Source organism: Pseudomonas sp. PDM32, assembly GCF_019219225.1.
GTDB lineage: Bacteria > Pseudomonadota > Gammaproteobacteria > Pseudomonadales > Pseudomonadaceae > Aquipseudomonas > Aquipseudomonas laurylsulfatiphila.
The window spans coordinates 385800-410798 of record NZ_JAHUWE010000005.1 but is presented as its reverse complement, the minus strand read 5'-3'; the positions used below and the strand labels follow the sequence as shown (position 1 = coordinate 410798).

The 24999-nt window shown below is 62.3% G+C and carries 25 protein-coding genes; 9 read left to right on the top strand and 16 right to left on the bottom strand.

Annotated elements, in window-relative coordinates; translation table 11 throughout:
* Window positions 1-85: 85 nt before the first annotated feature.
* Window positions 86-652 carry an alpha/beta hydrolase gene (locus KW846_RS12520; RefSeq protein ID WP_015093602.1) on the bottom strand — a complete coding sequence of 189 codons (567 nt, stop codon included), beginning with the start codon at window positions 650-652 and terminating at the stop codon, window positions 86-88.
* A 354-nt stretch (window positions 653-1006) separates the two neighbouring features.
* Between KW846_RS12520 and KW846_RS12515 the strand changes: the two genes are divergently transcribed.
* Entirely contained in the window at window positions 1007-2041 is a 1035-nt protein-coding gene (locus KW846_RS12515) for an AraC family transcriptional regulator (protein WP_102675293.1), read from the top strand.
* A gap of 343 nt (window positions 2042-2384) precedes the next feature.
* Here KW846_RS12515 and KW846_RS12510 read toward each other — a convergent pair whose 3' ends face one another.
* The 8 genes from KW846_RS12510 to KW846_RS12475 form a co-directional block, all read right to left on the bottom strand.
* Entirely contained in the window at window positions 2385-3395 is a 1011-nt protein-coding gene (locus KW846_RS12510; protein ID WP_126049435.1) for a YeiH family protein, read from the bottom strand.
* Window positions 3392-3718 carry a Rieske 2Fe-2S domain-containing protein gene (locus KW846_RS12505; RefSeq protein ID WP_007979217.1) on the bottom strand — a complete coding sequence of 109 codons (327 nt, stop codon included), beginning with the start codon at window positions 3716-3718 and terminating at the stop codon, window positions 3392-3394. The genes KW846_RS12510 and KW846_RS12505 overlap by 4 nt, the downstream gene beginning before the upstream one ends.
* Window positions 3715-4377 (bottom strand): DsbA family oxidoreductase, encoded by a 663-nt coding sequence (locus KW846_RS12500; protein WP_218482474.1) that lies wholly within the window; start codon window positions 4375-4377, stop codon window positions 3715-3717. The genes KW846_RS12505 and KW846_RS12500 overlap by 4 nt, the downstream gene beginning before the upstream one ends.
* Window positions 4374-5705 (bottom strand): MFS transporter, encoded by a 1332-nt coding sequence (locus KW846_RS12495; RefSeq protein ID WP_218480736.1) that lies wholly within the window; start codon window positions 5703-5705, stop codon window positions 4374-4376. The genes KW846_RS12500 and KW846_RS12495 overlap by 4 nt, the downstream gene beginning before the upstream one ends.
* A 92-nt stretch (window positions 5706-5797) precedes the next feature.
* A complete protein-coding gene (locus KW846_RS12490) occupies window positions 5798-6850 on the bottom strand; it encodes a 3-keto-5-aminohexanoate cleavage protein (protein ID WP_218482472.1) in 1053 nt (350 codons plus the stop codon).
* 88 nt (window positions 6851-6938) lie between these two features.
* The gene (locus KW846_RS12485) at window positions 6939-7787 is read right to left on the bottom strand and encodes a TauD/TfdA family dioxygenase (RefSeq protein WP_007979208.1); all 849 of its coding nucleotides are present in this window, start codon (window positions 7785-7787) and stop codon (window positions 6939-6941) included.
* A 13-nt stretch (window positions 7788-7800) separates the two neighbouring features.
* Entirely contained in the window at window positions 7801-8781 is a 981-nt protein-coding gene (locus KW846_RS12480) for a quinone oxidoreductase (RefSeq protein ID WP_007979206.1), read from the bottom strand.
* A gap of 107 nt (window positions 8782-8888) precedes the next feature.
* Window positions 8889-9152, bottom strand: coding sequence for a hypothetical protein (locus KW846_RS12475; RefSeq protein ID WP_218482469.1), 264 nt, complete (start codon window positions 9150-9152; stop codon window positions 8889-8891).
* 119 nt (window positions 9153-9271) lie between these two features.
* Here KW846_RS12475 and KW846_RS12470 point away from each other — a divergent pair, with 119 nt between their 5' ends.
* The 4 genes from KW846_RS12470 to KW846_RS12455 all read left to right on the top strand — a co-directional run bounded on the left by KW846_RS12470 (window position 9272) and on the right by KW846_RS12455 (window position 12531).
* On the top strand, window positions 9272-11194 hold the full coding sequence (locus KW846_RS12470) for an alkaline phosphatase D family protein (RefSeq protein WP_218482467.1): 1923 nt from the start codon (window positions 9272-9274) through the stop codon (window positions 11192-11194).
* Between the two features lie 140 nt (window positions 11195-11334).
* Window positions 11335-11817, top strand: coding sequence for an adenylate kinase (locus KW846_RS12465; protein WP_218482465.1), 483 nt, complete (start codon window positions 11335-11337; stop codon window positions 11815-11817).
* Between the two features lie 208 nt (window positions 11818-12025).
* Window positions 12026-12280 carry a type II toxin-antitoxin system prevent-host-death family antitoxin gene (locus tag KW846_RS12460; protein WP_056728535.1) on the top strand — a complete coding sequence of 85 codons (255 nt, stop codon included), beginning with the start codon at window positions 12026-12028 and terminating at the stop codon, window positions 12278-12280.
* Window positions 12277-12531: a Txe/YoeB family addiction module toxin gene (locus KW846_RS12455; protein ID WP_015093589.1), complete on the top strand. Its 255-nt coding sequence runs from the start codon at window positions 12277-12279 to the stop codon at window positions 12529-12531. The genes KW846_RS12460 and KW846_RS12455 overlap by 4 nt, the downstream gene beginning before the upstream one ends.
* 8 nt (window positions 12532-12539) lie before the next feature.
* Here the strand turns inward: KW846_RS12455 and KW846_RS12450 are convergent, their stop codons facing one another.
* Window positions 12540-13715, bottom strand: coding sequence for an aspartate aminotransferase family protein (locus KW846_RS12450; RefSeq protein ID WP_218482463.1), 1176 nt, complete (start codon window positions 13713-13715; stop codon window positions 12540-12542).
* A gap of 102 nt (window positions 13716-13817) precedes the next feature.
* Here KW846_RS12450 and KW846_RS12445 point away from each other — a divergent pair, with 102 nt between their 5' ends.
* Together KW846_RS12445 and KW846_RS12440 are read left to right on the top strand one after the other, a co-directional pair.
* Window positions 13818-14723, top strand: coding sequence for a LysR family transcriptional regulator (locus KW846_RS12445; protein WP_007979198.1), 906 nt, complete (start codon window positions 13818-13820; stop codon window positions 14721-14723).
* A 61-nt stretch (window positions 14724-14784) separates the two neighbouring features.
* Entirely contained in the window at window positions 14785-15798 is a 1014-nt protein-coding gene (locus tag KW846_RS12440; protein WP_218482461.1) for a sensor domain-containing diguanylate cyclase, read from the top strand.
* Between the two features lie 3 nt (window positions 15799-15801).
* On the opposite strand, the gene msrA is transcribed toward KW846_RS12440, so the two are convergent.
* From msrA to msrB, 3 genes are read right to left on the bottom strand one after another with little or no spacing between them, the layout of a single operon-like run.
* Window positions 15802-16509, bottom strand: coding sequence for a peptide-methionine (S)-S-oxide reductase MsrA (gene msrA, locus KW846_RS12435; protein ID WP_218482459.1), 708 nt, complete (start codon window positions 16507-16509; stop codon window positions 15802-15804).
* A gap of 30 nt (window positions 16510-16539) precedes the next feature.
* Entirely contained in the window at window positions 16540-18312 is a 1773-nt protein-coding gene (locus KW846_RS12430; RefSeq protein WP_218482457.1) for a cytochrome c biogenesis protein DipZ, read from the bottom strand.
* A 34-nt stretch (window positions 18313-18346) separates the two neighbouring features.
* Window positions 18347-18865 (bottom strand): peptide-methionine (R)-S-oxide reductase MsrB, encoded by a 519-nt coding sequence (gene msrB, locus KW846_RS12425; protein WP_218482455.1) that lies wholly within the window; start codon window positions 18863-18865, stop codon window positions 18347-18349.
* Window positions 18866-19184: 319 nt separating this feature from the next.
* Here msrB and KW846_RS12420 point away from each other — a divergent pair, with 319 nt between their 5' ends.
* Entirely contained in the window at window positions 19185-19904 is a 720-nt protein-coding gene (locus tag KW846_RS12420) for a response regulator transcription factor (RefSeq protein ID WP_218482453.1), read from the top strand.
* Entirely contained in the window at window positions 19901-21421 is a 1521-nt protein-coding gene (locus tag KW846_RS12415; RefSeq protein WP_218482451.1) for a HAMP domain-containing sensor histidine kinase, read from the top strand. Before KW846_RS12420 ends, KW846_RS12415 begins: the two co-directional genes overlap by 4 nt.
* Window positions 21422-21532: 111 nt before the next feature.
* Here the strand turns inward: KW846_RS12415 and KW846_RS12410 are convergent, their stop codons facing one another.
* From KW846_RS12410 to KW846_RS12400, 3 genes are read right to left on the bottom strand one after another with little or no spacing between them, the layout of a single operon-like run.
* Window positions 21533-22288, bottom strand: coding sequence for a class II aldolase/adducin family protein (locus KW846_RS12410; protein ID WP_218482449.1), 756 nt, complete (start codon window positions 22286-22288; stop codon window positions 21533-21535).
* Window positions 22285-23235, bottom strand: coding sequence for a GTP-binding protein (locus KW846_RS12405; RefSeq protein ID WP_218482446.1), 951 nt, complete (start codon window positions 23233-23235; stop codon window positions 22285-22287). The genes KW846_RS12410 and KW846_RS12405 overlap by 4 nt, the downstream gene beginning before the upstream one ends.
* Window positions 23232-24980 carry an amidohydrolase gene (locus KW846_RS12400; RefSeq protein WP_116581036.1) on the bottom strand — a complete coding sequence of 583 codons (1749 nt, stop codon included), beginning with the start codon at window positions 24978-24980 and terminating at the stop codon, window positions 23232-23234. The genes KW846_RS12405 and KW846_RS12400 overlap by 4 nt, the downstream gene beginning before the upstream one ends.
* Between the last annotated feature and the right edge of the window lie 19 nt (window positions 24981-24999).

Here is a 24999-nt window from a genome sequence, read left to right as displayed (position 1 = left end):
GCCGCCCTCACGCAAACCTCTTCGTGTTTGCGTTTAAGGAATGAGGGCAAATGCCGGTGGCGTACTGCCAGTCCAGCTCCTTGTACTAGCGGTCCAGCTCCAGGATGAGTGCTTCGGCTTGCGGCCAGTGGCCAAATCCTGCGGCCGGATTGAGGTGACCGACATCGCCCAGATTGAGCAATTCGGCGCCCCAGCCTTCTGCCATGCGGGTGACCGCAGGCAGCGTGGCAAGGTGATCGTTGGTGCTGCCGGCCACGATGCTGCGAAATGGCAGCGGGCCTTGTGGCAGAGGATTCCAGCCCTGGCTACGCAGGGTTTCGGAAGATGGATAGTTTGCCGGCCAGACCGCATCGAGGTCCGGTGGTGCGGCCAGCAAAGCGCCCTTGATCGGACGGCTGTAGTGCGCAGCCCAGTGCGCGACCATCAGTACACCGGCACTGTGGGCCACCAGAATCACCGGCCCGTCGATCTGTTCGAGTTCGTGCTGGATGGCCCGCACGCGAGCCATGCAATCGAGCTTGTCGGTCTCCAGCGGCGGGACGCTACGCACGTTGCTCAGCCTGGCTTGCAGCAACGTTTGCCAATGTTCGGCCACGTGCTCGCGCAGACCTGGAACGATCAGAACGGTGGCGGCAGTTTGCAGTTTGTCCACGGTCAACACCTTCGCTTTCTCGATAACTCGACTGGCTGTTTTCGCCAGGGGCTTTTTGTAGGGTCGACATTAAATTGCGCCCACCCGAAGCGCTTTACATTGGACGTCAGGCACTTTTCTTTTGATGACAAATTGTCGGACACTCGGACGCGTGACCGCCGGTCTAAAAACCCCGCAGGTTGGCGCAAGGTCACTGTAATCAACGGATGAGCGCTGATGGCTCCCTGCAGCGTAGAAGATGAGTGAGCGCACAGCATGAAAACCATCGACGACATGACAACTGTTCAACTGTTGATACGCTGGATATAGTCGCCACGCTCACGCCAATCGCCACCGGCACAGGGAAGCCCTCGCATGACCAAGCTTGTTCGCGCCGCCGTCTTGACCAACTACCTTGAGGTCACCCAGTACCTGGGTTTCAACCCGCGCGACGTGCTGGCCGCTGTCGGCCTGAGCAGGGCCCAACTGCAAGCCCCTGAACACCGCATCCAGATCGATGCCGCCGTACGCCTGCTGGAAGACTCCGCCACCGCCAGCGGTTGCCAGACCTTCGGCCTGAGCATGGCCGAGTCGCGCCAGCTCTCGGACTTCGGCGTGGTCAGCCTGCTGCTCAGCCACCAGCGCACCCTGCGCGATGCCTTGCAGGTCGTGGTGGATTACCGACACCTGATGAACGACTCGCTGGCCATCTTCATCGAAGAGGCCGGCAAGATGGTGATCATTCGCGAAGAGGTGGTCACCGAAACACCCATGCCCAGCCGCCAGGCCACGGAGCTGGCCATCGGCGTGATGTTCCGGCTGTGCTCGGCCCTGCTGGGCTCACACTGGCATCCCTACAGCGTCAACTTCATGCACCAGGCACCGGACAACCTGCACCTGCACCGCCGGTTGTTTGGTTGCAAACTGGAGTTCGGCAGCGAGTTCAACGGCATCGTCTGCCCCGACATCAGCCTCGACATGACCAACCCCAACGCCGACCCGGCCATGGCCCGCTACGCCCAGAGCTACCTCGACTCGCTGCAGGGCCACGAAGGCACCTCGATGCTGTTCGAAGTACGCAAGGCGATCTACCTGCTGCTGCCCATGGGGCGCGCCACCATCGAACAGGTCGCCCAGAGCCAGGGCATGAACGTACGCACCCTGCAACGCCGCCTCAAGGACGACGGCTGCGCCTTCAACGACGTGATCAACGACGTGCGTCGAGATTTGGTGCTGCGTTATCTGGACAACCCGAACTACTCGCTGAGTCGGATTGCCGACATGCTTGGGTATTCGATGGCGAGCTCGTTTACGCGGTGGTTTATCAGCCAGTTCGGGATGCCGCCGGCGACGTGGCGTGCGCAAAAACAATCCACAGCAAAACCTGGCGCAGGCCCGAAAGAATCCTGAGTCGAGCACACACATGTAGGAGCCGGCTTGCCGGCGATGGACTCCAGCGCGCCGCGTTCATCCAGTTCACACGCGTTATCGTTGACGACCATCGCTGGCAGGCCAGCTCCTACAGGGGACCGCGTTTATCCAGATCTCACGCGTAATCGTTGACGACCATCGCTGGCAAGCCTGCTCCTACAAGCGACCGCGTCCTAGTCCAAACCGGTGAAAGCAAAAAAAACGGCGACTGCTGGTACAGTCGCCGCGAAAGACCGGTGTTTGTGACACCGGTCGAGAGCCCCACGGCATGAGGAGTCAACGCCGTGTGGCCCTGCCATAAAACCTGTTCGTGACGAGGCGTTCAGAGCCCCCAGCGCAGCAGCAACAACACCAGCACGACCAGGAACACCGTCTCCCCGACCATCAGCAGGATCGGTTTGATCCCGACCGCCGCCAGCTCGCGCAAGCGGGTCTTCATGCCCAGGGCACTGATGGAAATCACCAGGCACCAGCGCGACAGTTCGTTGACCGTGCCTTGCACCGCCGGCGCTATCCATCCAGTGCTGTTGATGCAGGCCAGGATCAGAAAGCCGACGGCGAACCACGGCAACAGCGGCGGGCGCTTGCCCGTCGGGTCGGCGCCTTGCATGCGGGTGATCATGGCGGCGGTGACGATCACCGGCAGCAGCATCGCAACGCGCATCAGCTTGACCACCGTGGCCGTGTCGCCGGTCTCGGTCGACATGCTGTAGCCGGCGCCGACCACCTGGGCCACGTCATGGATCGTGGCGCCGAGGAACACGCCCGCCACCTGCGGCGATAACTCTAGCCAGTTGGCGATCATCGGGTAGACGATCATCGCCAGGGTCGACAGCGCCGAGACGCCGATGACGGTAAACAGGGTCGCCCGCTCTTTCTGCGGATGGTTCGGCAGCGCCGCTGCCAATGCCAGGGCCGCCGAGGCGCCGCAGATGGCGGTCGCGCCGCCAGTGAGCATGCCGAACAGACGCTGGAACCCCAGGGCCTTGGCGGCGATCACAGACACGCTGATGGTCACCACCACCAGGATCACCACCAGCGCAATCGGCTTCCAGCCCAGCGCGGCCATTTGCTCCAGGGTGATGCGCATGCCCAGCAGCGCCACGCCAATGCGCAGCACGGTGCGAGCGGTGAACTCGATACCGGCCTTGCACGGGCCGTCATCGGCGAGAAAATTCAGGGCCATACCCAGCAGCAAGGCGAACAGCATGACCGGCGCACCGTAGTGCTCGGACAGGAACGACGCGGCGGCCGCCACGATCAGGCTGACGATAAACCCCGGTGCCAGTTCGCGCGTGCGACTGTGGATGCGGGTGAGAGCAATGGCGCTCATGGCGCGGCCTCCTCGGAAACGATGACGATAAACGCCTGGTCGTCGATGATCTCGACCGGGTAGTTGGTGACTTTGACTTGCCTGGAGTTGAGCAAATAACCGCTGTGCAAATCGAAGCGCAGGCCATGGGCGCAGCATTGAATCACCCGACCCTCAAGACGCCCGCCACACAGCGAAGCGCCCTGATGCGGGCAGCTGTCGTCGATGGCAAACAGCTGCCCGTCGACGTTGAACAACGCCAGGCTTTTGTCCTCGAATTCGAACAGCGCCCGGCCACCGGCCTGCGGGTGTTTGCCGGCAGGCACGGGAATGCGCCGGGTCATGCTGGCTGCCGCTCGCGATCACTTTCCTTGAGGGCCTCGTTCATGGCCCCGAGCAGCGCCTGAGCAGGTTGTGCACCGATCACCGTCATGCGGTTGTCGAACTTGAAGCTCGGCACGCCGCTGGTCGCGCCGGGAGATCCTTCAAACGGCGTGGCATCGCCCTTCAGGCAATCGAGCAGCCCTTCCGGAGCGACGCCGCAGGAGCGGGCAATGCCCAGCAAGGTCTCGCGGCAACCGAGGTTTTCACGTCTCAGGAAATAAGCGGCGAACAGTCGTTCGAGCAACATTTCACGCTGACTGGCATTGCCCATTTCGCTGACACGCTCGAACAAGCGATGGGCGTCGGCGGTGTTGGGCATCGTCTCGATACGGCTGAGGTCGATGGCCAGACCAACCGCACTGGCCGCCTGCTGGACCTGCTTCTGGCGCATGGTCATGGCGTCGGCATTGCCCAGGCGCTTGCGGTAGAAATCGGCAAAGGGTTCACCCTCTACCGGTATCTGAGGCAACAACTGCACGCCATGCCACACCGTGGTGATCTGCACATCCGGGTGACGACTGCGAAACTGCACCTGCGCATGTTCCAGTTGGCGTTTGCCGATCAGGCACCAGGGGCAGATAAAATCGAAAAACACATCAATACGTAAACGACGACTCACAACTTCACCTCTAAACCCGCTTCACCGACAGGGTCAGGCACGCTCTGACCCTGAAGCCGGGCAATATCTCTGTGGTAATGACACTTGGCATAAAAGAACACCGCCGCCGCCGCGAGGCTGACCAGTGGCACCAGTTGAAACGCGGCATGCAGACCGATGAGGTCGGACACCCGGCCGGTGATGAACGGTCCCGGTGCCAGCCCCAGCATGTTGTTGGCCAGGGTCAGCGTGGCGAACGCCGTACCGTGCACCGAGTAATGGGTCAGGTTGGCAACCATCGCGCCGGCGGGGCCGGTGGTGCCGGTGGCAATCGCCATGCCCAGGCAGATCAGCAGCAGTTGCACTGGCCCTGCCTGCAAGGCGAACGCCGCCGACAACAACAGACAACTGCCCAGGCAGAAGCCGATGGCCAGGCTGACCTTGCGCTCCGGCGAGTTGCGACACAGGCGATCGCTGAGCATGCCGCACAGGATCATGCCCGCACCGCTGCACAACACGATGATCGCCGCCATGCCGCCGGCCTTGTCGGTGGGCATGTCGTAGTAGCGGTTGAGGTAGCTGGGAATCCACACCATCACCGTGCCGCCAACGAACAACTGCAAGCCGCTGGCGATGTAGGTGGACACCACCGAACGGCTGGACCACAGCGTGCGCAGCGGACGCTTGACCGCGGCAGCCGTCTTGTTCGCAATCTGCGCGGCGCGTTGTGGCGCAATGCGCGCTTCCTTGACGATGAGCGGATAAAGCATCGCCAGCACCAGGCCAAACAACGACATGCCGGCAAACGACCAGCGCCAGCCCAGCTTGGCGGCAATCGCACCACCCAACGCCATGCCCAACACCGAACCGAACATCCCGCCCGCCATGAAGGCACTGGCCAGGGTGGCCCGCATGTGTTTGGGGAACACCGAAATCACCACCGCGATGCCCACGCTGCCGTAGGCGGCTTCGCCGACACCGACCATGAACCGCGCGATGAACATCTGCTGGTAGTCCTGCGCCAGCGCGCAACCCAGGGTTGCCACGCTCCACAGGAACGCCATCAGCGCCAGGCTCTTGACCCGGCCGAAGCGGTCGGCCATCAACGACAAGGGAAACGTCAGCAAGCCGACCATCAGGGCAACGATGCCGCTGAGCAGGCCCAGCTGTCCGTCGCTCAACGCCCACTCAGTCTTGAGCAGGGGGAATACCGCGTTCAGTACCTGACGCGACATGTAATCGGAAATCAACAGGCCGAACGTCAAGGCAAAGACGATCCAGGCATATTGGCGCGCAACGCCGACTCCGCTGGAGTCGTCATCGTCAGCGGCTATTGGGTGAAAGGCCATGCAGCCTCCTCAAGAGCTTTGTTTTATTTTTGTTATCAAGCGTGTAACGGTCAGGCGGACGAGAGCTCACGGCCTCTCGCCCCGACCCTCGGTCAACCGCGTTGCGGTACACCTTTTTGCCCAGCCTTGCGGTTGGGGGCCATGCCGTTGGCCAACAGGGTTTCTTCGATGGTTTCGTACTGCACGCCGATGCGGTAGATCTCACGGGCTTCTTTGCCGGTGGCGATTTCGCGGCCCAGTTCGTGGGCGATGCGCACGGTTTGCTGGATCTGCGCCACCGAGCCGAAACGATCGCCCTTGTGATCAATGATAGTGTCTTCATTGCCCACGCGTGGGTGCATGCCCATGGCCATCGACATGGTGTTGAATGGCATGACGTTCTTGAGCAACGATTCGGAGGTCAGAGTGCAACCGTCCGGCGCGCGGTGGATGAAGTTGAAGAAGTTGAACGGGTTCGGGCCGTCGAAGCCGCCACCGATGCCGATCCAGGTCAGGTTCAGCGGGCCCTTGTAGATGCCCCTGCGCACCAGGCGCTCGAGGGTTTCCATGGCGTGCATGCCGGTCAACTGGAAGTGCGGCTGGATGCCGTTGTCCATCAGGCGCTTGAGGTGCTCGGCAACCCAGGCCGGACCTGCCGGTACGGTCATTTCGCTGTAGGCGGCCTGTGTCAGCGGATTGGCCAGGGAAGTGCCTTCCAGGTATTCCGGATACAGCAGCTCCATGATGTTCATCTGGGTGGTGTTGATCGCCACGGTGACCTGATCCGGCTTGGGGGTCAGCTCGGCCAGCATGTGGCGGGTGTCGTCGGACAGCCACTTGGCCGCTTCACCGTCGCTTTCCGGAGCGAAGGAAATCGAACCGCCGACCTGGATGATCATGTCCGGCACGGCTTCACGCACACCGGCGATCAGCTCGTTGAATTTCGACAGGCGCTTGGAGCCCTTGCCGTCCAGTTCACGCACGTGCAAGTGCAGGACCGTGGCGCCGGCTTCATAGCATTCGACCGCTTTCTGGACTTGCTCGTCCATGGTCAGCGGGATGTCTTCCGGGAAGTCATCCGGCATCCACTCCGGGCCGTACGGGGCCACGGTGATGACTACCTTTTCCATGTTTTCCGGGTGCAGCGAATCGTCGAAGAATTGCATGGTCTACTCCAGTTCTTATGATTGTCCCGCCCACCCGGGGTCGTGCCGGGCAGGCGTGTTTACGAGTGCGAATGCAGGTGGCGTTCGATCAGAACGTCTTGTCGCCGATGATCCCGGCACGTTCCATCTTGCGATGGCAGGGCGGGTAATCCATGACGGCGTAATGCTGGGTACTGCGGTTGTCCCAGATGGCGATGCTGTTCGGCTTCCAGCGCCAGCGCACCTGATACTCGGGGATGTACGCCTGACTGATCAGGTAGCGCAGCAACTCGCCGGCGCCGGGGTTGGCGTCCTGGCCGAAGCGCACCCGCTCAGGGGTGTGGTAGTTGCTGAAGTGGGTGGTGAACGCGTTGACGAACAGCACCTTCTCGCCGGTTTCCGGATGGGTGCGCACCACCGGGTGTTCGGCGTCCGGGTACATCGCCTTGAGCGCCAGGCGTTTTTCAATCGGCATCGCCGCACCGAAGCTTGCTTCGATGCTGTGGCGGGCACGCAGGTCGGCGATCTTGACCTTTACGTCTTCCGGCAAGTTCGCATAGGCCTGGACCATGTTGGTCCACATGGTGTCGCCGCCCACTGGCGGGCATTCCACGCAACGCAGCACGCAGCCCATCGGCGGTGCTTCGCGCCAGGTGGCGTCGGTGTGCCAGGCGTTTTCGTAGCGGTCCATCGGCTGGTCCGGATTCTTGTAGATCCGCACCAGTCCCGGATGATCCGGATCACTGCCGGCCACCGGATGATCTTCCAGCTCGCCGAAGCGTCGGGCGAAGGCCACGTGCTCGGCGCGGGTGATGTCCTGATCGCGCAGGAACACCACGCGGTGCTTGAGCAACTGGGCACGAATCTCGGCAAACAGACCGTCGTCATGCACCGCGTCGGCCAGGTTGACGCCGATCAGTTCGGCGCCAATGCTGCAGGTCAATTGTTCGACTTTCATGGCTGGCCGCTCCTTAAACGACGAAAATCGAAGAGCCGGTAGTCTTGCGCGATTCAAGGTCACGATGGGCCTGCACCGCGTCCTGCAAGGCGTAGTGCTGGTTGATCTCGATCTTGATCCGGCCGCTGCCGACGTGGTCGAACAACTCGCCAGCCAGGGCGGCTTTTTCCGCAGGGTCGCTGATGTAGTTGGCCAGGGCAGGACGGGTCAGGTACAGCGAACCTTTCATCGCCAGCATCACTGGGTCGAACGCCGGGATCGGTCCGGATGCGGTACCCACGCAGACCATCAGGCCACGGGGTTTCAACGAATCCAGCGAACCCATGAAGGTGTTCTTGCCAACACTGTCGAACACCACGTTGACGCCCACGCCGTCGGTCAGTTCGCGAACGCGAGCGGCGACGTCTTCGTGGCTGTAATTGATCGTATGGTCGCAACCGTGAGCCCGAGCGATTTCGGCCTTTTGCTCGGTCGAAACCGTGCCGATCACGTTCAGGCCCAGCAACTTGGCCCACTGCGAAACGATCAGGCCGACACCGCCGGCAGCGGCGTGCAGCAGGATGCTGTCGCCGGCCTTGAAGTCGTAGATGCGGCGCATCAGGTACGAAGACGTCAAACCGCGCATGGTCATCGCAGCAGCGGTTTCGAAGCTGATGGTTTCCGGCAGCTTGATCAGCGGCGCGGCCGGGATCAGGCGCTCGGTGCTGTAGGCGCCGAGGGTATTGAGAAAACCGGTGTAGGTGACACGGTCACCGACTTCGACGTTGGTGACCCCTTCACCAACGGCCTGGACCACGCCGGAAGCCTCAACGCCCATGCCATTAGGCAGAGGAATCGGATAGGTACCGTTACGGAAATAGGTGTCGGCATAGTTCAAGCCAACCGCCACATGACGCAGACGAACCTGGCCTGGACCGGGTTCGCCGACTTCGACGTCCTCGTAACGTAGAACTTCGGGACCACCGGTTTCATAAAAGCGTACGGCTTTGGCCATTTTTCTTATTCTCCAATCTGCAATATGGGCGTGTTGCATCGAATTGCGCTGATTGGACTGTAGGACGAGGCCTGTTGTGACGCTTCTCATCAGGCGACAATGGCTTTTCATTTCATGACAGGCGGGGCCGCTCCCTCCTTGCCGTCGTTCGGCTGATCCCTGGTTTTTTCGCCAGCGGCCGGTGCTTGCGGGTTGCCGAATCCGGCCTTGGCGTTTTCGGCCTTGCTCTTGTGGATATCGCAACCCTCCAACTCGCTGACCTGGGTGCAACCGGACTGCTCGAGCTGTTTGCGGTATTTGTCGTTGATGGCATGGGCCGGGGATTGGGCAATGAGCAAAATGGCCAATGCCGGCAGGATGATTTTGTACATGAGTTCCTCTCTCCCACTGAAAAATGCCGACACATGGCGCGGCAGACTCACTCTAGCCTGCCCCGTCGTCACCTGCGCTATCATCGCCCGCCTCGATGCCCCAAGAGCCTTGACCCCGGATGTCCGAAACACTGCCACTGCCCGATGATCACCCAGCCCTGCCGCCGGTCCTGGCGGGCCCGCTGCTGCGGCGCCTTGAGCCCACGCGGCTGGTGCTGTGGCTGGTGGGTTCCCGGGCGCTGGCGCTGACCTTGCGCTTGCAGGGCGTCGGTGACATCCGCCTCGATAGCGGGCAATGCACGGTGATTGCCGCAGGGACTCATGCCTTTGTGCACTTGATCGACGTGCCACTCGATTGCGCCCTGCCCTGCGACCAGTCGATCGACTACGACCTGCTGATCGATGGTGCAGAACAAGGCATCGCCGACTGGGCGCCGCACCTGCTGTACGGCGATGCCCGTTGCCCGAACTTCGTCCTGCGCGCACGGGTCGATCAATTGCTGCACGGCTCTTGCCGCAAGCCTCACCACCCGGCGGCAGACGGCTTGCTCTGCGTCGACCGGTTGCTGGCGCAGGAACATGCAGCCAAGGACCGCCCGGCGCTGCTGATGATGACCGGCGATCAGGTCTACGCCGACGATGTCGCGGGGCCGATGCTGCGGGCGATTCACGCCTTGATCGAGCGCCTGGGCCTATTCGGCGAACACCTCGAAGGCGCCGTGGTCAGCGACAGCGCCAGACTCTACGAGCACCCGGCCAGTTACTATCACCGCGCGGACCTGCTGCCGGCGCTGCAAAGCAATGAAACCCTGCGCGAGCGTTTCTTCGGTGGCGCACGCAAGCCGATCTTCACCAGCAGCAGTGCCGACAATCACCTGGTGACCTTCGCCGAAGTCATGGCCATGTACCTGCTGGTCTGGTCCCCAGTGCCCTGGACCCTGATCGCCCCCCAGGCACCGACGCTGACACCGGAACGGCTCCAGCGCTACGCCCTTGAACAGACGCGCATCGATGCCTTCACGGCCGGCCTTGGCAACGTCGCGCGGGCACTGGCGCATCTGCCGACGCTGATGATGTTCGACGACCACGACATCACCGATGACTGGAACCTGTCCGCGCAATGGGAGGAAACGGCCTACGGCCATCCGTTCTCCCGGCGCATCATCGGCAACGCACTGCTGGCGTACATGCTGTGCCAGGGCTGGGGCAACAACCCGAATGCCTTCGCTGCCCTGCTGCACAAGGCCGGGGCGTTGAGCGCCAGCACACAGGAGCGCCACCTCGACTGCAGGGTCCAGGACGATCTGATCGATGACCTGCTGAAATTCCAGCATTGGCATTACGTGCTGCCGACCACCCCGGCCATGGTCGTGATCGACACCCGCACCCGGCGCTGGCGCAGCGAAATGAACCTCAAGCAACCTTCCGGCCTGCTCGACTGGGAAGCCCTGAGCGAACTGCAACAGGACCTACTGGACCACCCGAGCGCGATCATCGTTTCACCGGCGCCGATCTTCGGCGTCAAACTGATTGAAACCGTGCAGCGGGTCTTCAGCTGGTGCGGTTATCCACTGCTGGTGGACGCGGAAAACTGGATGGCCCATCGCGGCGCGGCCCAAGTGATCCTGAACATATTCCGCCACTCGCGCACGCCGGGTAACTACGTGGTGCTGTCGGGCGATGTGCACTACTCCTTCGTCTACGAAGTGCTGATCCGCCATCGCAAGGCCGGGCCACGCATCTGGCAGATCACCAGCAGCGGCATCAAGAATGAATTTCCCGCTACCCTGCTCGAATGGTTCGACCGCCTCAACCGCTGGCTGTACTCGCCACGCTCGCCACTGAACTGGCTGACCAAACGTCGCCGCATGCGCATCGTGCCGCATGTCCCGGAACACGCCGAAGCCGGAGAGCGGCTGTGGAACTCGGCGGGGATCGGGCAGGTGTTCTTTAATGAAAAGGGTCAACCGCAGGACATTTTTCAACACAACGCCAATGGCTCGCCAAAGACACGAATGGTTGCGCCGGAGGGTGAGTACTAAAGGTATAACCCCTGTGGGAGCGAGCTTGCTCGCGATGGCGGCGTATCAGTCGACATCGATATTGGCTTTGAGTCCGTCATCGCGAGCAAGCTCGCTCCCACAGTGATCCTCGTCAGGCACATAGGTAGAGGCAACTCGGCATGAACCTCACCCGCACCCTGATCATCGGCAACTCCGGCTCCGGCAAAAGCTGGCTGGCACAGCGGCTAGCCCAGCAATTGCGTGAGCCCTGGACCGATCTCGACCGGATTCACTGGCTGTCGGACGAACACAGCATCCCCCGCCCCCGCGCCGAAGCATTGGCCATTGCACGGATCGCGACCGACGAACAGCGCTGGGTAATCGAAGGGGTTTACGGCTGGATCATCAGCGAAATCCTCCATCGCGCCACAGCGTTGATCTGGCTGAGCATCGGCGACAAGGAATGCGTCGCCAACATTCACCAACGGGAAACGCAGGATGACGAACGGTTGGTGGCAATGCTGGAGTGGGCTGGCAGCTATCGCACCCGTGACGACTCAAGTGGATTTGCTGCGCACCAGCGCCTTTTCGATGGGTTTTGCGGCGAAAAAATCCGATTGGCAGATCGAAAGGAAATCGCGGCGCTGATTCATCACCTGTAGGTTTGCGCAGCTGTGGTCGGACACAAACCCAATGGATGGCATGTAGCTCAGAATGGGATTACATCAGTCACGGAAACGTCCTGAGGAACATTCGGCGATACTCGATACTGACGTGGATGCACTCTCCACGTAACAACCACTCGTAGGTATCGCCTTGCTAACATGTACTCATTTCTGTACGGTCTTTGCATCAAGCGAGGACAATCACATGGAAACCATCAACTACACCAACGCTCGGGCACACCTGGCGCAAACCATGGACCGGGTGAATGAAGATCGCGCCCCGCTACTGGTAACCCGTCAGAAAGGCGAGCCGGTAGTGATGATGTCATTGGCCGAATACAACGCTCTCGAAGAGACTGCCTATCTGCTGCGCTCCCCCGCCAACGCTGAGCGCCTGATCAAATCAATCGGTAACCTGCGAGCCGGCAAAACCAAAACCAGGCAACTGATTGAAGAATGAATATCGAGTTCACCCCGGAAGCCTGGGACGATTATCTCTGGTTCCAGCAGAACGATAAGGCTGGGCTCAAACGTATCAACCTGTTGATCAAGGCTATCCAGCGTGAGCCCTTCGACGGCCTGGGGAAACCCGAACCGCTCAAGCATAACTTGAGCGGATTCTGGTCACGCCGGATTACGGCTGAACATCGTCTGGTCTACGCCGTTGAAGACGGCGAAATACGCGTCGTGATGTGCAGATACCATTACTGAGCAGAACTTCAGCCCTCTTTCATCACATCACTCACCCCTCTGACAATCATCTCCACCTCCCGCTCATCAAGCGTCAGCGGCGGTAGCAGGCGAATGGTTTTCCCCCGCGTGACGTTGATCAGCAAACCATGATCCCGCGCAGCGATCAGACTCAGGTCGCGGATCGGTTGCTTGAGCTCGATGCCGATCATCAGCCCCTGACCACGGATCGCCACGACGTTCGGGTTGCCCGCCAACTCGGTGCGCAATCTGTCGAGCAGCCGCGCACCCTGGAGCCGGGCGTTTTCCAGCAACCCTTGTTCTTCAACGATATCCAGCACTGTGCAACCGACCCGGCAGGCCAACGGATTACCGCCGAAAGTGCTGCCGTGGCTGCCCGGTGTGAACAGTTCGGCCGCCTTGCCACGGGCCAGGCAAGCGCCGATGGGCACGCCGTTGCCCAAGCCTTTGGCCAGGGTCATGACGTCCGGAACGATGCCTTCGTGCTGGAAGGCGAACCACTGGCCGGTGCGGCCGATTCCGGTCTGGATTTCATCGAGCATCAACAGCCACGAGCGACGGTTGCACAGCTCGCGCACGGCCTTGAGATAGCCCGGTGGCGCCAATTGCACGCCGCCTTCGCCCTGGATCGGTTCCATCAGCACCGCCACGATCCGCGAACCGTAAGCCTGTTGCACCTTGTCCAGCGCATCGAGGTCGCCGAACGGCACTTTGACGAAATCCCCCGGCAGCTGATTGAACCCCAGACGCACCGCCGGGCCGTCGCTGGCCGACAAGGTGCCGAGGGTGCGGCCATGGAACGCGTTCTCCATGACCACCACCAGCGGCTGTTCGATACCTTTGTGCCAGCCATGCAGCCGGGCGATTTTCAGTGCGGTTTCGTTGGCTTCGGCCCCGGAGTTGTTGAAAAACGCCCGGTCCATGCCCGCCAGCCGCGTCAGTTTCTGCGCCAGCCGTTGTTGCCAGTCGATGCTGTAGAGGTTCGACGTGTGCAGCAGCAATCCGGCCTGCTCGGTGATGGCGGCGACAATTTTCGGGTGGGAGTGGCCGACGTTGGTCACCGCCACACCGGCGACCGCATCCAGGTATTCGCGCCCGGCCTGATCCCACAGGCGAGTGCCCAGGCCCTTGTTGAAGCTCAGGGCCAGGGGTTGGTAAGTGCTCATCAGGCAGGCGGCGGTCATGACGTCAAGCTCCAGCAAGGGTCGGTGTTTTTGCAGTATGGTTAGCCACCTGAGCTGGATAAACGCTGTAAAACTTCAATCATTTAAAAGCTGGGCTTGATAATGGATCTGTTCCAGGCAATGAGCGTCTACGTGAAAGTGGTGGAGACCGGCAGCATGACCGCCGCCGCTTTGCAGTGCGATATGTCCACGACCATGGTCGGCAACCACCTCAAGGCCCTGGAGCAGCGGCTGGGTGTACGCCTGCTGAATCGCACGACGCGGCGTCAGCGGCTGACCGAGTTCGGCGTCGCGTATTACCAGCGTTGCCTGGAAGTGCTGGGGCTGGTGGCCGATTCCGAGCGTCTGGCCGAGCAGGCCCTCGATGAACCGAGCGGGACGCTGCGCATCACCGCTCCCCTGACCTTCGGCACCGAACGCCTGGCACCGGCACTGAGTGAGTTCAGCCGGCAAAACCCGCGGGTGAAACTTGACGTGGTACTGACCAACCGGCGCCCGGATCTGCTGGAAAACGGACTGGACGTAGCCTTTCGCCTCGGCGCGCTGGAGCCCTCCAACCTGATCGCCCGCCCGCTGATCGACTACACCCTGACCATGTGCGCGTCACCGGACTATCTGGCCCGTCGCGGCACACCGCAAACGCCTGAAGACCTGCGACACCACGACTGCCTGTCCTTTGCCTATCCGGCCGGGGATGACTGGCAATCGGTGCAAAAGGAATGGCGCCTGGCCGGGCCCGAGGGCGAAGTCAGCGTGGGGGTCAGCGGGCCGATGCTGATCAACAGTTCGGCCGGTTTGCATCAGGCGGCGCGCACCGGCATGGGCATCGTGATGATGCCCGACGCCCTGGTCGAGCAGGACCTCAAGGACGGAAAGCTGTTGGCCTTGATGCCCGATTACTGCCCGCCCAGCCGGCCGATGCACCTGGTCTATGCCCAGGATCGCCACCGTTTGCCGAAACTGCGACGCTTCGTCGAATTCGCCGTACAGATGTGGGGCAAGCACTAGTCGGCCGAACAGGCCATGCACTAATCTGCTGACTGGCGAGTCACTGGCAAGGAGAGCTCAGATGGGCGAAGCATCGAATATCGAACCGTTGAAGTTCAATGTCGAAGACATGAGCGACGGCATGCTGCACACCATTCTCGAGCTGGTCAGCGACGGCATTTGGGACTGGAACGCCAACACCGGTTTCGTCTACCGCACGGCTCGCTGGTACGAGATGCTCGGCTATACGCCTCACTCTCTGGACAACAACGTGCTGACTTGGGAAAACGTCATCCATCCCGATGACTACCCACGCGTCATGGCCCTGTTTGACGACTACCTGAGCCAACGTGCCTGCGGTTATCAGGCCGAATATCGCTGCCGCATGCAGGACGGCAGCTACCTGTGGATAGAAGACCGCGGCCACATCCTGGCGCGCAATGCCGATGGTTCGGTAGCGCGGATGATTGGCGCGCACCGCAGCATTGAAGACAAGCGCCGACTGTTCGAGGCGCTCGAACGACGCAATCACTCCCTCGAGGCGTTGATCGAAGAACGCACTCTGGAGTTGTCACGGGTCAATCATCAATTGCAGCTGCAGCTCGAAGAAAACCGCAAGCTGGCGCAAACCGATACGCTGACTGCCGTTGCCAATCGCTATCGACTCGAACAGGTCCTGCCCCAGGCCTGCGACCGCGCCCAGCGCTTTCGTGAACCCCTGTCCTTGATCGCCATGGACATCGACGACTTCAAGACCATCAACGATCACTACGGCCATGCCTTGGGCGATGCCGCGCTGGTGCATGTGGTCGAGAACGTCAAACGCTTCGTGCGCGAGGGCGACCTGCTGGCCCGTTGGGGCGGCGACGAGTTCATCATGACGCTGCCCAACACCCCGTTGGCCGAAGCCCGGACCCTCGCCGAGAAGATCCGCCACGGCCTTGCGGACTTGCTGCCCGTGGGAGACTTTCAGGTGACCATGAGTTTCGGCGTGGTCCAGCGCTTTGACGAAGAACAGCAGAGTGGCCTGATGGCACGGGCCGATCAGGCGCTGTACCGCTCTAAAATCGCCGGCAAGAACGTGATCTCGGGATAACCCTTACCTCCCCGCCTTCACCAGCACCGGTTGCTCCTGATAGCGATCCGGGTACAGCTGCTTGAGCTGCGCCACTTTCGGTAGATCGTTGATCACGATGTAGGGATAGGTCGGATGTTCGGTGAGAAAGTCCTGATGTTCCTCCTCCGCCGGGTAGAAGCCGTTGTAGCTTTCCAGCCGGGTCACGATCGGTTTGTTGAACGACTTGGCAGCGTCGAGCTGGGCAATGTAGGCCTGGGCGACTCGTTGCTGTTCGCTGCTCCTGGTAAAAATCGCCGAACGATACTGGGTGCCGGTGTCCGGTCCCTGGCGATTGAGTTCGGTCGGGTTGTGCGCCACCGAGAAGTAGATTTGCAGCAAGGTGCCGTAGCTGACCTGAGCGGGATCGAAAGTGACTTCGACCGACTCCGCATGGCCGGTATTGCCGTCGCTGACGCGCTCGTATTGCGCGGTATCGGCCGCCCCGCCCGCGTAACCGGAGACGGCGTTTTTCACGCCTTTGACATGCTGGAACACCCCTTGCACACCCCAGAAGCAGCCGCCGGCGAACACCGCGGTTTCGCTGCGGGCCTGGGTGGTTTCGTCGAGGGCCGGCGGTGGAATGACCACCGCCTCTTCGGCACCACCGAAGGAGAAGGCCGAGCATTGGCTGATGATGCCGGCTGCGGCCAGCCCCAACAATGTACGGCGCCAGGTGAACAGGGTTTTCATGAAATGGACTCCTGAAAAAAACAAGGGCAATCAGCCGAAGGTAAAGGCGTAGGCCGATGCGCCCGGATCAAGAAACTCGATGCTGAAGGTCCGGTCTTGCACACCACCGCTCTGGCGCACCAGTTGATACAAACGCTGCTCGGTCACGGTGCCGCTGCCATCGGGCGCCACATCCATACCGTGGTCGTCACCCGGTGCCTTGCCGTCGATCAGCACCTTGAAGCGCACCGGTTTGCCATCGGCACCGGGACCCAGGACCAGATGCAAGTCACGGGCGTGGAAGCGGTAGACGATGCGGCTGTCCGTTGCGCTGGCAGTGGCTCGCTCGGAGCCGACATGCCACTGACCGCTCAGGCTCCAGTCGTTGAGCGCCAATTGTGCAGGCGGGTTGTAGGTGGCGACCTTGTCCGGCACCAGCGCGGTTTGCGGCACGAAATGCTCGGCACGCTGGTAGCCGACATAGGTTTCCGGCGACTGCACTTCGCTGCTGTCCGGCGCCATTTGCACGCCATCGGCCTTGGCCTCGATCAGCCCGTCCGACACCTTGCCACCCGCCTCACGCAACAGTTGCTGGATGACCCGCTCCGACTCGGCATACTCGCCTTCACCGAAGTGGTGATAACGAATACGGCCCTGGGCGTCGGCAAAGTAATGCGCCGGCCAGTACTCATTGTTGAAGGCGCGCCAGATCTTGAACTCGTTGTCGATGGCCACCGGGTAGTGGATGCCCAGGTCCTTCATGGCTTTGGTGACGTTGTTGACGTCACGCTCGAAGGCAAACTCCGGCGCATGCACGCCGATCACCACCAGGCCCTGATCGCGATACTTCTCGGCCCAGGCTTTCACATAGGGCAGCGAGCGCAGGCAGTTGATGCAGGAGTAGGTCCAGAAGTCCACCAGCACCACCTTGCCTTTCAAGGCCTGGGCATCGAGGGGTGGCGAGTTGAGCCATTGCACGGCGCCCTCCAGTGGCGGCAGGCTGCCTTCGACCGGCAAGGTGCCCGGGGATTTCTCGGCCACTTGCACCGCGCCTGCGGTAGTTGAGTTCTGCGCCATCATCGCCCCGCTGTTACGCGGTAACTTGCCGGACAATTTCTCCACCAGCGCTTGCTCGATACCACCGGTAGACGCCGTGGAAAAACGCGCCAGAACCCCCGTGTCCAGCCCCAGGGCAATCGCCACCACGCCGACCAGCATCGCCGCGCCAAGACCGCGACGAACCCATTCGCCCGCGCCAATCGAGCGTTTCATCGCCGTGAAAACCTTGCCACCCAGCAGCAACGCCAGCGCAAGGGAAGTGGCAGCCCCCGCCGCATAAGCCAGCAGCAAAAAGGTGGTCTGGATGCTCGCGCCTTGCAGCGCCGCACCGGTCAGCAACAGGCCCAGGATCGGCCCGGCGCAGGGTGCCCACAGCAGGCCGGTGGCGACGCCTATCAGGAACGAGGCACCGGGACGTGGCCGCGCATCGGCGCCCGCCGCTTCCGACAAGCGACTGCCCGCCGCCACCAGCGGCCGGGTCAGGCGCTCGGCCAATTGCGGCAGCAACAGCGTCAGGCCGAACAACGCGACGAACACCAGCGCCAGCCAGCGCCCGTACTGATTGAGCTGCACCACCCAGCCACCGCCCACCGCGGCCAATGTGGCAACCAGCGCGAAGGTCAGCGCCATCCCGACCAGCAGCGGCAATCCGCTTTTGACGAAGGGTTGCCCGGTGCGGGCGAAGACAAACGGCAACACCGGCAGAATGCACGGGCTGACAATCGTCAGCACACCACCGAGATAAGCGAGGACCAGCAGCCACATGGCGATTACCTGCAAAAAAGTGAGTGGAAGGGAATCACACCGTCTTCGGCACGAATTTCATCGCCAGGCCGTTCATGCAGTAGCGCAGGCCGGTGGGTTTCGGGCCGTCGTCGAAGACATGGCCCAGATGCCCGCCACAGCGCCGGCAGTGCACCTCCTCGCGGACCATGCCGAACGCACGGTCCTGCCGAGTGGCCACGGCCTTGTCCAGCGGTGCCCAGAAACTCGGCCAGCCGGTGCGGCTGTCGAACTTGGTGGCCGAGGAAAACAGCGGCTGGCCGCAACCGGCACAGGCGAAAGTACCGTCGCGGTGCTCGTTGTTCAGCGGGCTGCTGTAGGCCCGTTCAGTGCCCTCCTCGCGCAGGATGTCGTACTGTTCGTCGCTGAGGATCGCGTGCCATTCGCTGTCGCTGTGGGTCACTTCGAACGCCTCGGCTGCGCTGGCCGCACTGATCAAGGCCGAGCCTGTGGAAAACTTCGGCAACAGGCCGATCGCCAGGGCTGCAACGCCCAACCCGCCGCCCGCCAGAAGAAATTGCCGTCGTGAAAACATGCTCGCCTCCAAAATTCCAGGGGTGTTTCATGCAACACAGCCTAGGCTTTGGGTGATCGCCAAATCCTCACGGGAAGTTAAACAATTCGTGATAACTCGGGCCCCGAAAAACCCGCACAATGGGTATGCCCTTAACTGACTTCACTGGCTTCACTGACTTCACTGACTTCACTGACTTCACTGACTTCACTGACTTCACTGTAGGAGCTGCCGCAGGCTGCGATCTTTTGATTTTTAAAAACAAGATCAAACGATCGCAGCCTGCGGCAGCTCCTACAGTGAGTGGCACTACGCACAATGCGCTGAAGGATTGACCTGGATGGAACAGACCAAACGCGTCCTCGTGGTCGAGGACGACCAGCACATCGCCGACCTGATTTGCCTGCATCTTCGCGATGAGCAGTTCGAGGTGGTGCACAGCGCCGATGGCGATGAAGGCATGCGCCTGCTGCAGCAAGGCAACTGGGACGCACTGGTCCTCGACCTGATGCTGCCCGGTGCCGACGGCCTGGAAATCTGCCGCCGCGCCCGGGCCATGGCGCGCTACACGCCCATCATCATCACCAGCGCGCGCTCCAGCGAAGTGCACCGCATTCTCGGCCTCGAACTGGGCGCCGACGACTATCTGGCCAAGCCCTTTTCCATGCTCGAACTGGTGGCCCGGGTCAAGGCGCTGCTGCGCCGGGTCGATGCCATGGCGCGCAACCTGAAGATGGACGCCGGCAGCCTGCTCACCGACGGCCTGGCGATCGACCCGATCACCCGCGAGGTGGCCCTCGACGGACGACGCCTGGACCTCACGCCCCGGGAGTTCGATTTGCTGTACTTCTTCGCCCGCCAGCCCGGCAAGGTGTTTTCGCGCATGGACCTGCTCAACGCCGTGTGGGGCTACAGTCACGAAGGCTACGAGCACACGGTCAACACCCACATCAACCGCCTGCGCGCCAAGATTGAGGCCGACCCGGCGCAGCCTGTACGCATCCTCACGGTCTGGGGCCGCGGCTACAAATTCGCCACCGGGGAGGAGCCGCAGCCATGAGGCTGACCCTGACGCAACGCCTGTCCCTGGTGTTCGCCGTGCTGCTGCTGGTGTGCTGCGGCACGTCGGCGTGGTTGCAGGTGCGCTCCAACCAGATGCATGAACAGGAAGTGGTGCAAGGCTTGTCCCGGGACCTGGCGCAGCACATCGCCAGCGACACGGTGCTGATGGACACCCAGGGCCTGATGCCCAATGCCGTGCGCGATTTGTTCAGCAAGCTGATGCAGGTCAACCCCAGTGTCGAGGTGTACCTGCTCGACACCGAGGGCAAGATTGTCGGCAGTGCCGCGCCCGAGGGCCGGATCCGTCGGGAGCGGGTCGACCTCGCGCCGATCCAGCGCCTGCTGCGGGGCGATCCGCTGCCGATTCCCGGCGACGACCCGCGCAGCGTCGATGCGCGCAAGGTGTTCAGCGCAGCACCGCTGAAGGTGGATGGCAAGCCGGTGGGTTATCTCTACGTGGTGCTGCTCGGTGAGGATCACGACCGCCTGGCCGAACGCGGTGCAACCAGCGCGGCGCTCAACACAGCGCTGCTGTCCATCGGCCTGGTGGCATTGCTGTGCCTGATTGCCGGCCTCACCGCGTTTGCCCTGATCACCCGGCCGTTGCGCCGCCTGACCGAAACCGTGAGCCAGTTCGACATTGATGGCGTACCGGTCACGCCGGCCCTACCCGTCGCGGTGGAAAAAGCCGCCAGCCACGATGAAATCGCCGTGCTCGATGCCGCGTTCCGGCAGATGCAGGCCCGCCTGGGCGAGCAATGGCGTTCGTTGACCCGCCAGGACCAGGAGCGCCGCGAACTGGTGGCGAACATCTCCCACGACTTGCGCACGCCGCTGGCCTCGCTGCACGGCTATCTGGAAACCCTGTCGCTCAAGGACGCCACGCTGTCCCCTGCAGACCGCCGTCGCTACCTCGGCATCGCACTGGACCAGAGCCGCAAGGTCGGTGGTCTGGCGCAGTCGCTGCTGGAACTGGTGCGACTGGAGCACGGCTTCGTGCAACCGGTGCTGGAACGTTTTTCCCTGACCGATCTGGCCCAGGACATCTTCCAGAAATTCGAACTCACCGCCGAAGCGCGCAAGGTCGAACTCAAGGCCACGTTCGCGCCAAACGCCTCGGCGGCCTGCGCGGATCTCGGGTTGATCGAACGGGTGCTGACCAACCTGTTCGACAATGCCCTGCGCCATACACCGCCAGGTGGAGACATCGAACTGGGCCTGCGTCCGCAAGGGTCATTCATCGAGGTCACGGTCAGCGACACCGGCCCGGGCATTGCCCCGGAACTGCGCGAAGGTTTGTTCCTGCGCCCGTTCAACATCGGCGGCGCACGGCGTGATGGCGGGCTGGGGCTGCGGATCGTGCATCGCATCCTGCAATTGCATGGGCGCGAAATTCAGTTGATCGATATGCCGGGGCGGGGGGCGACCTTTCGGTTTTCGTTGCCGATCGATGAAGAGACAGCGTCGGCGCTGGCGGTGCGGTCGATGAACCTCAATACACCGCGGCAGGCCTGACGACCGCAGCGCCTGCTTCGCGAGCAGGCTCGCTCCCACATTTGGAATGCATTCCCCTGTGGGAGCGGGCTTGCTCGCGAAGAGGCCAGCCCAAACAACCGGGAATCCGAATCAGTCCCGATACCCCGGCGCCACCCGATCCAGCATCCGCAACAACGCCGCCCACGCCAGTTGCATGGCATCCGGATCGTTCAACTCACCCTCTTCCAACAGCCGCCCCGGATCATTGAACTGCCGCTCGGTGTGCGCGCAGACCTCGTGCGACGGCAGAACAACTTCACCGGCCGCTTGCGCGGCCAACTGGATTTCACAGGCCTTTTCCAGGTAATACATGCGCATGAACGCCTGCCCTACCGTCTCGCCCACCGTCAGCAAGCCATGGTTGCGCAGCATCATCACCGGCTTGTCGCCCAGGTCCGCCACCAAGCGTTGCTGCTCGCTCAAGTCCAGCGCCACCCCTTCGTAGTCGTGATAGGCAACACGGCCGTAGAACTCCATGGAAATCTGGTTGACCGGCAACAACCCGCACTTCAACGCCGCCACCGCGCACCCGGATTTGGTGTGGGTGTGCAGCACGCACTGCGCGTCTTCCCGAGCACCATGGATGGCGCTGTGGATCACGAAACCGGCCGGGTTGACCGGGTACGGCGATGGCTCTACGGCGTGGCCGTTGAGGTCGATCTTCACCAGGTTCGACGCGGTGATTTCTTCGAACATCAGCCCGTAGGGGTTGATCAGAAAGTGATGCTCCGGCCCCGGAATGCGCACCGAGATGTGGGTGAAGATCAAATCGGTCATGCGAAAGTGCGCAATCAGGCGGTAGCAGGCCGCCAACTCTTCACGCAGACGTTGCTCTGTCGATGTCATACCCCGGCAACCTCTTTCACGGTGCAATCTTCCAGCCCTTGCCCCAATGCCTCCCAGCCATCGAAACCCCGGCGAGCGATGAACACCAGGCGTGTGGCGTTGGTATGAGCGTCATCCAGCGCCGGCAGAAACTGACTGCGGGTGCCGACATGTTGCAGCCAATGCGCCATGCTGCCCGGCGTCAGCAGCACCAGGCCTTTGACCCGGAATACATCACTGGGCAGCGCCCTCAACCAGCCGCGCAAGCACTCGACGTCGAGGGCTGCGTTGCTCTGCCACAACCAGCTGCTGAACATCTCGCCGTGATCGCCGTCGGACACCCGGGTCAGCGGTTTCTGTGCCCGAGGCTCAAGGTCCAGATCGGTATCCAGCCACAACGCATCGGGCAACTCGGCTTGCACACTTTCATGCACACGCGTCCTGGCACCCAGTGCATCGCGCAACGCCTGCAACTGCGCCTCATCGACCAGATCGGTCTTGTTCAGTAACAGCAGGTCGGCAGCGGCCACCTGCGCCCGAGCCAGGCGCGCGTATTCACCGTCGAGTTGCAGATGGCGGGTGGCGTCGACCACGGTGATGACCATGTCCAATTGCATCTGGCTGCGCAGCTGTGGATAAGCCAGGGTCTGCACGATGCGCTGCGGGTCGGACACACCGCTGCACTCGATGACGATACGCTCCAGCCGCGGTTCAAGCTGCGCCAGGCTGCCGAGTTGCGCCAGCAGGTCTTCCTGCACCGTGCAGCAGATGCAGCCGTTTTGCAGGCTGTACACCGCGTCGGTGACTTCGGAAACGATGGCCGCATCGATGTTCAGTTCGCCGAAATCGTTGACGATCACCGCCAGCCGACTGCCTTCGGCACGGCGCACCATACGGTTGAGTAAGGTGGTTTTACCGGCGCCGAGAAAACCCGACACCACGGTCACGGCGATACGTGGGGAAGTCATTCTGCCTTGCCCTCCAGCACCGGTGGTTCGCCTTGCCAGACAGCTTTGAGGCCGACGGTTTCCAGCGTTGAGTGGCGGTCGTAGACCAGTTGCCCTTCAACGAAGGTCAGCAGCACCTGGGTCTTGTGGATGTAGTTGCGTGCCGGTGCAGCGAACAGGTCACGGTCGATGACAATCAGGTCCGCCGACTTGCCCACTTGCAGGCTGCCGGTGCTGTGTTCCAGGCCCATGGCCACGGCGCCGTTGCTGGTGATCACGGTCAGCGCCTGCTCGAGGCTGATCGGGTCGCCGAAGCAGGCCGGGTCGTCGTTCCACGGGTTCTGCCGGGTGATCATGGTTTCCAGCGCCAGCCACGGGTCGATGGACGCCACCGGCCAGTCGGTGCCCATCACCGCCGTGCCACCGGCGGCGAGCACGCCTTTGAAGTCGTAGATGCGCTTGAGGCGTTCCTGGCCGTAACCGGAACGTGCGCCGCTGGCGAACGGCGTCGGGTACCAGGCGGCCGGGGAAAACTCGGCGATGACATTCAGTTCCTTGAAGCGCGGCAGGTTGCCGGGGTGCAGCAAGGTGCTGTGGGCGCACTGGTGGCGCACACCGCTGAAACCGTTGCGACGACGGGCCTCGGCCACGGCATCGAGGAACACGTCGGACGCGCCGTCGCCGGTGCAGTGGGCGATCACGCGGATGCCCTTGCGGTCCATGTCCACCACCATGTCGGTGATGTGTTCCGGGGTCAGGTTGAGCTTGCCGCGCCAGCTCGATTCCTGCGGCCACGGGGTCAGCAGGTACGAAGACTTCGGCTCCACGGTGCCGTCGAAGTGGAACTTCACCGCGTTGGCGCTCAGGCGCGCGCTGCGGTAGTAGTGACGTTCGCCGGCCAGCAGCTCCCAGCGACGACGCACCGGGAAGATGTCGTCCTGCCAACTGATCGCCGCTTCGATGCGCACCGTCAGTTCGCCGCTGTCGTCGAGTTCCTTGAGGGCTTGCAAACGCTGTTCGCAGACGTGCACGTATTTGCTCGCCGTGACGCCGCGCGAGCTCTGGAAGTGCACACCATCGCGGTAGGCGCGACGCAGCACGCTGACCGGCGTCGGTGGCATGGCCGCGTGAATCATCGCGTAGGCACCGTCGATCATCAGCCCGGTGGGTTCACCGGTCAGCTCGTCACGCTCGAAATAACCGTTGCGTGGGTCGGACGTGTGGCGGTCGATGCCGGCCAGTTCCAGGGCCTTGGAGTTGACCATCATGGTGCCCCACATGCGGTCGAGCAGTGCCACCGGGCGGTCCGGCATGACGCTGTCGAGCCACTCGCGGCCCGGGGTCAGGCCGGCCTCGCGGAAGGTGTAGCGCACCCAGTACTGGCCGTAGATCCAGCCGTCGCCGGGATGGCTGTCGGCGTAGGCGAGGATGCTTTCGCGCAACTGCTCCGGGGTAGGGTCTTCAATGCCGACGTCGAGGTCATCGGCGTAGCGCGGCGCCAGCGCGAGGTCGGGGTGCGTGTGCATGTCGTGCAGGCCCGGCATGCAGAATGCGCCTTGCAGGTCGTGCACGCGGGTGTTCGGGCCCTTGAACATCTCGATCTGGCCGAGGCTGGCGACTGCGATCAACTTGCCGTCGCGGATAGCCACGGCCTCGGCCCACGGGTTGGCCGGGTCCTGGGTGTAGATACGTCCGTTGGTGAGGATCAGGTCGGCGTAGGTCCCCTGCACGGAATGGGTAGAGGAAAAGTTATCGGACTCAGCCATGTAAGCCACCTTCGAGTTC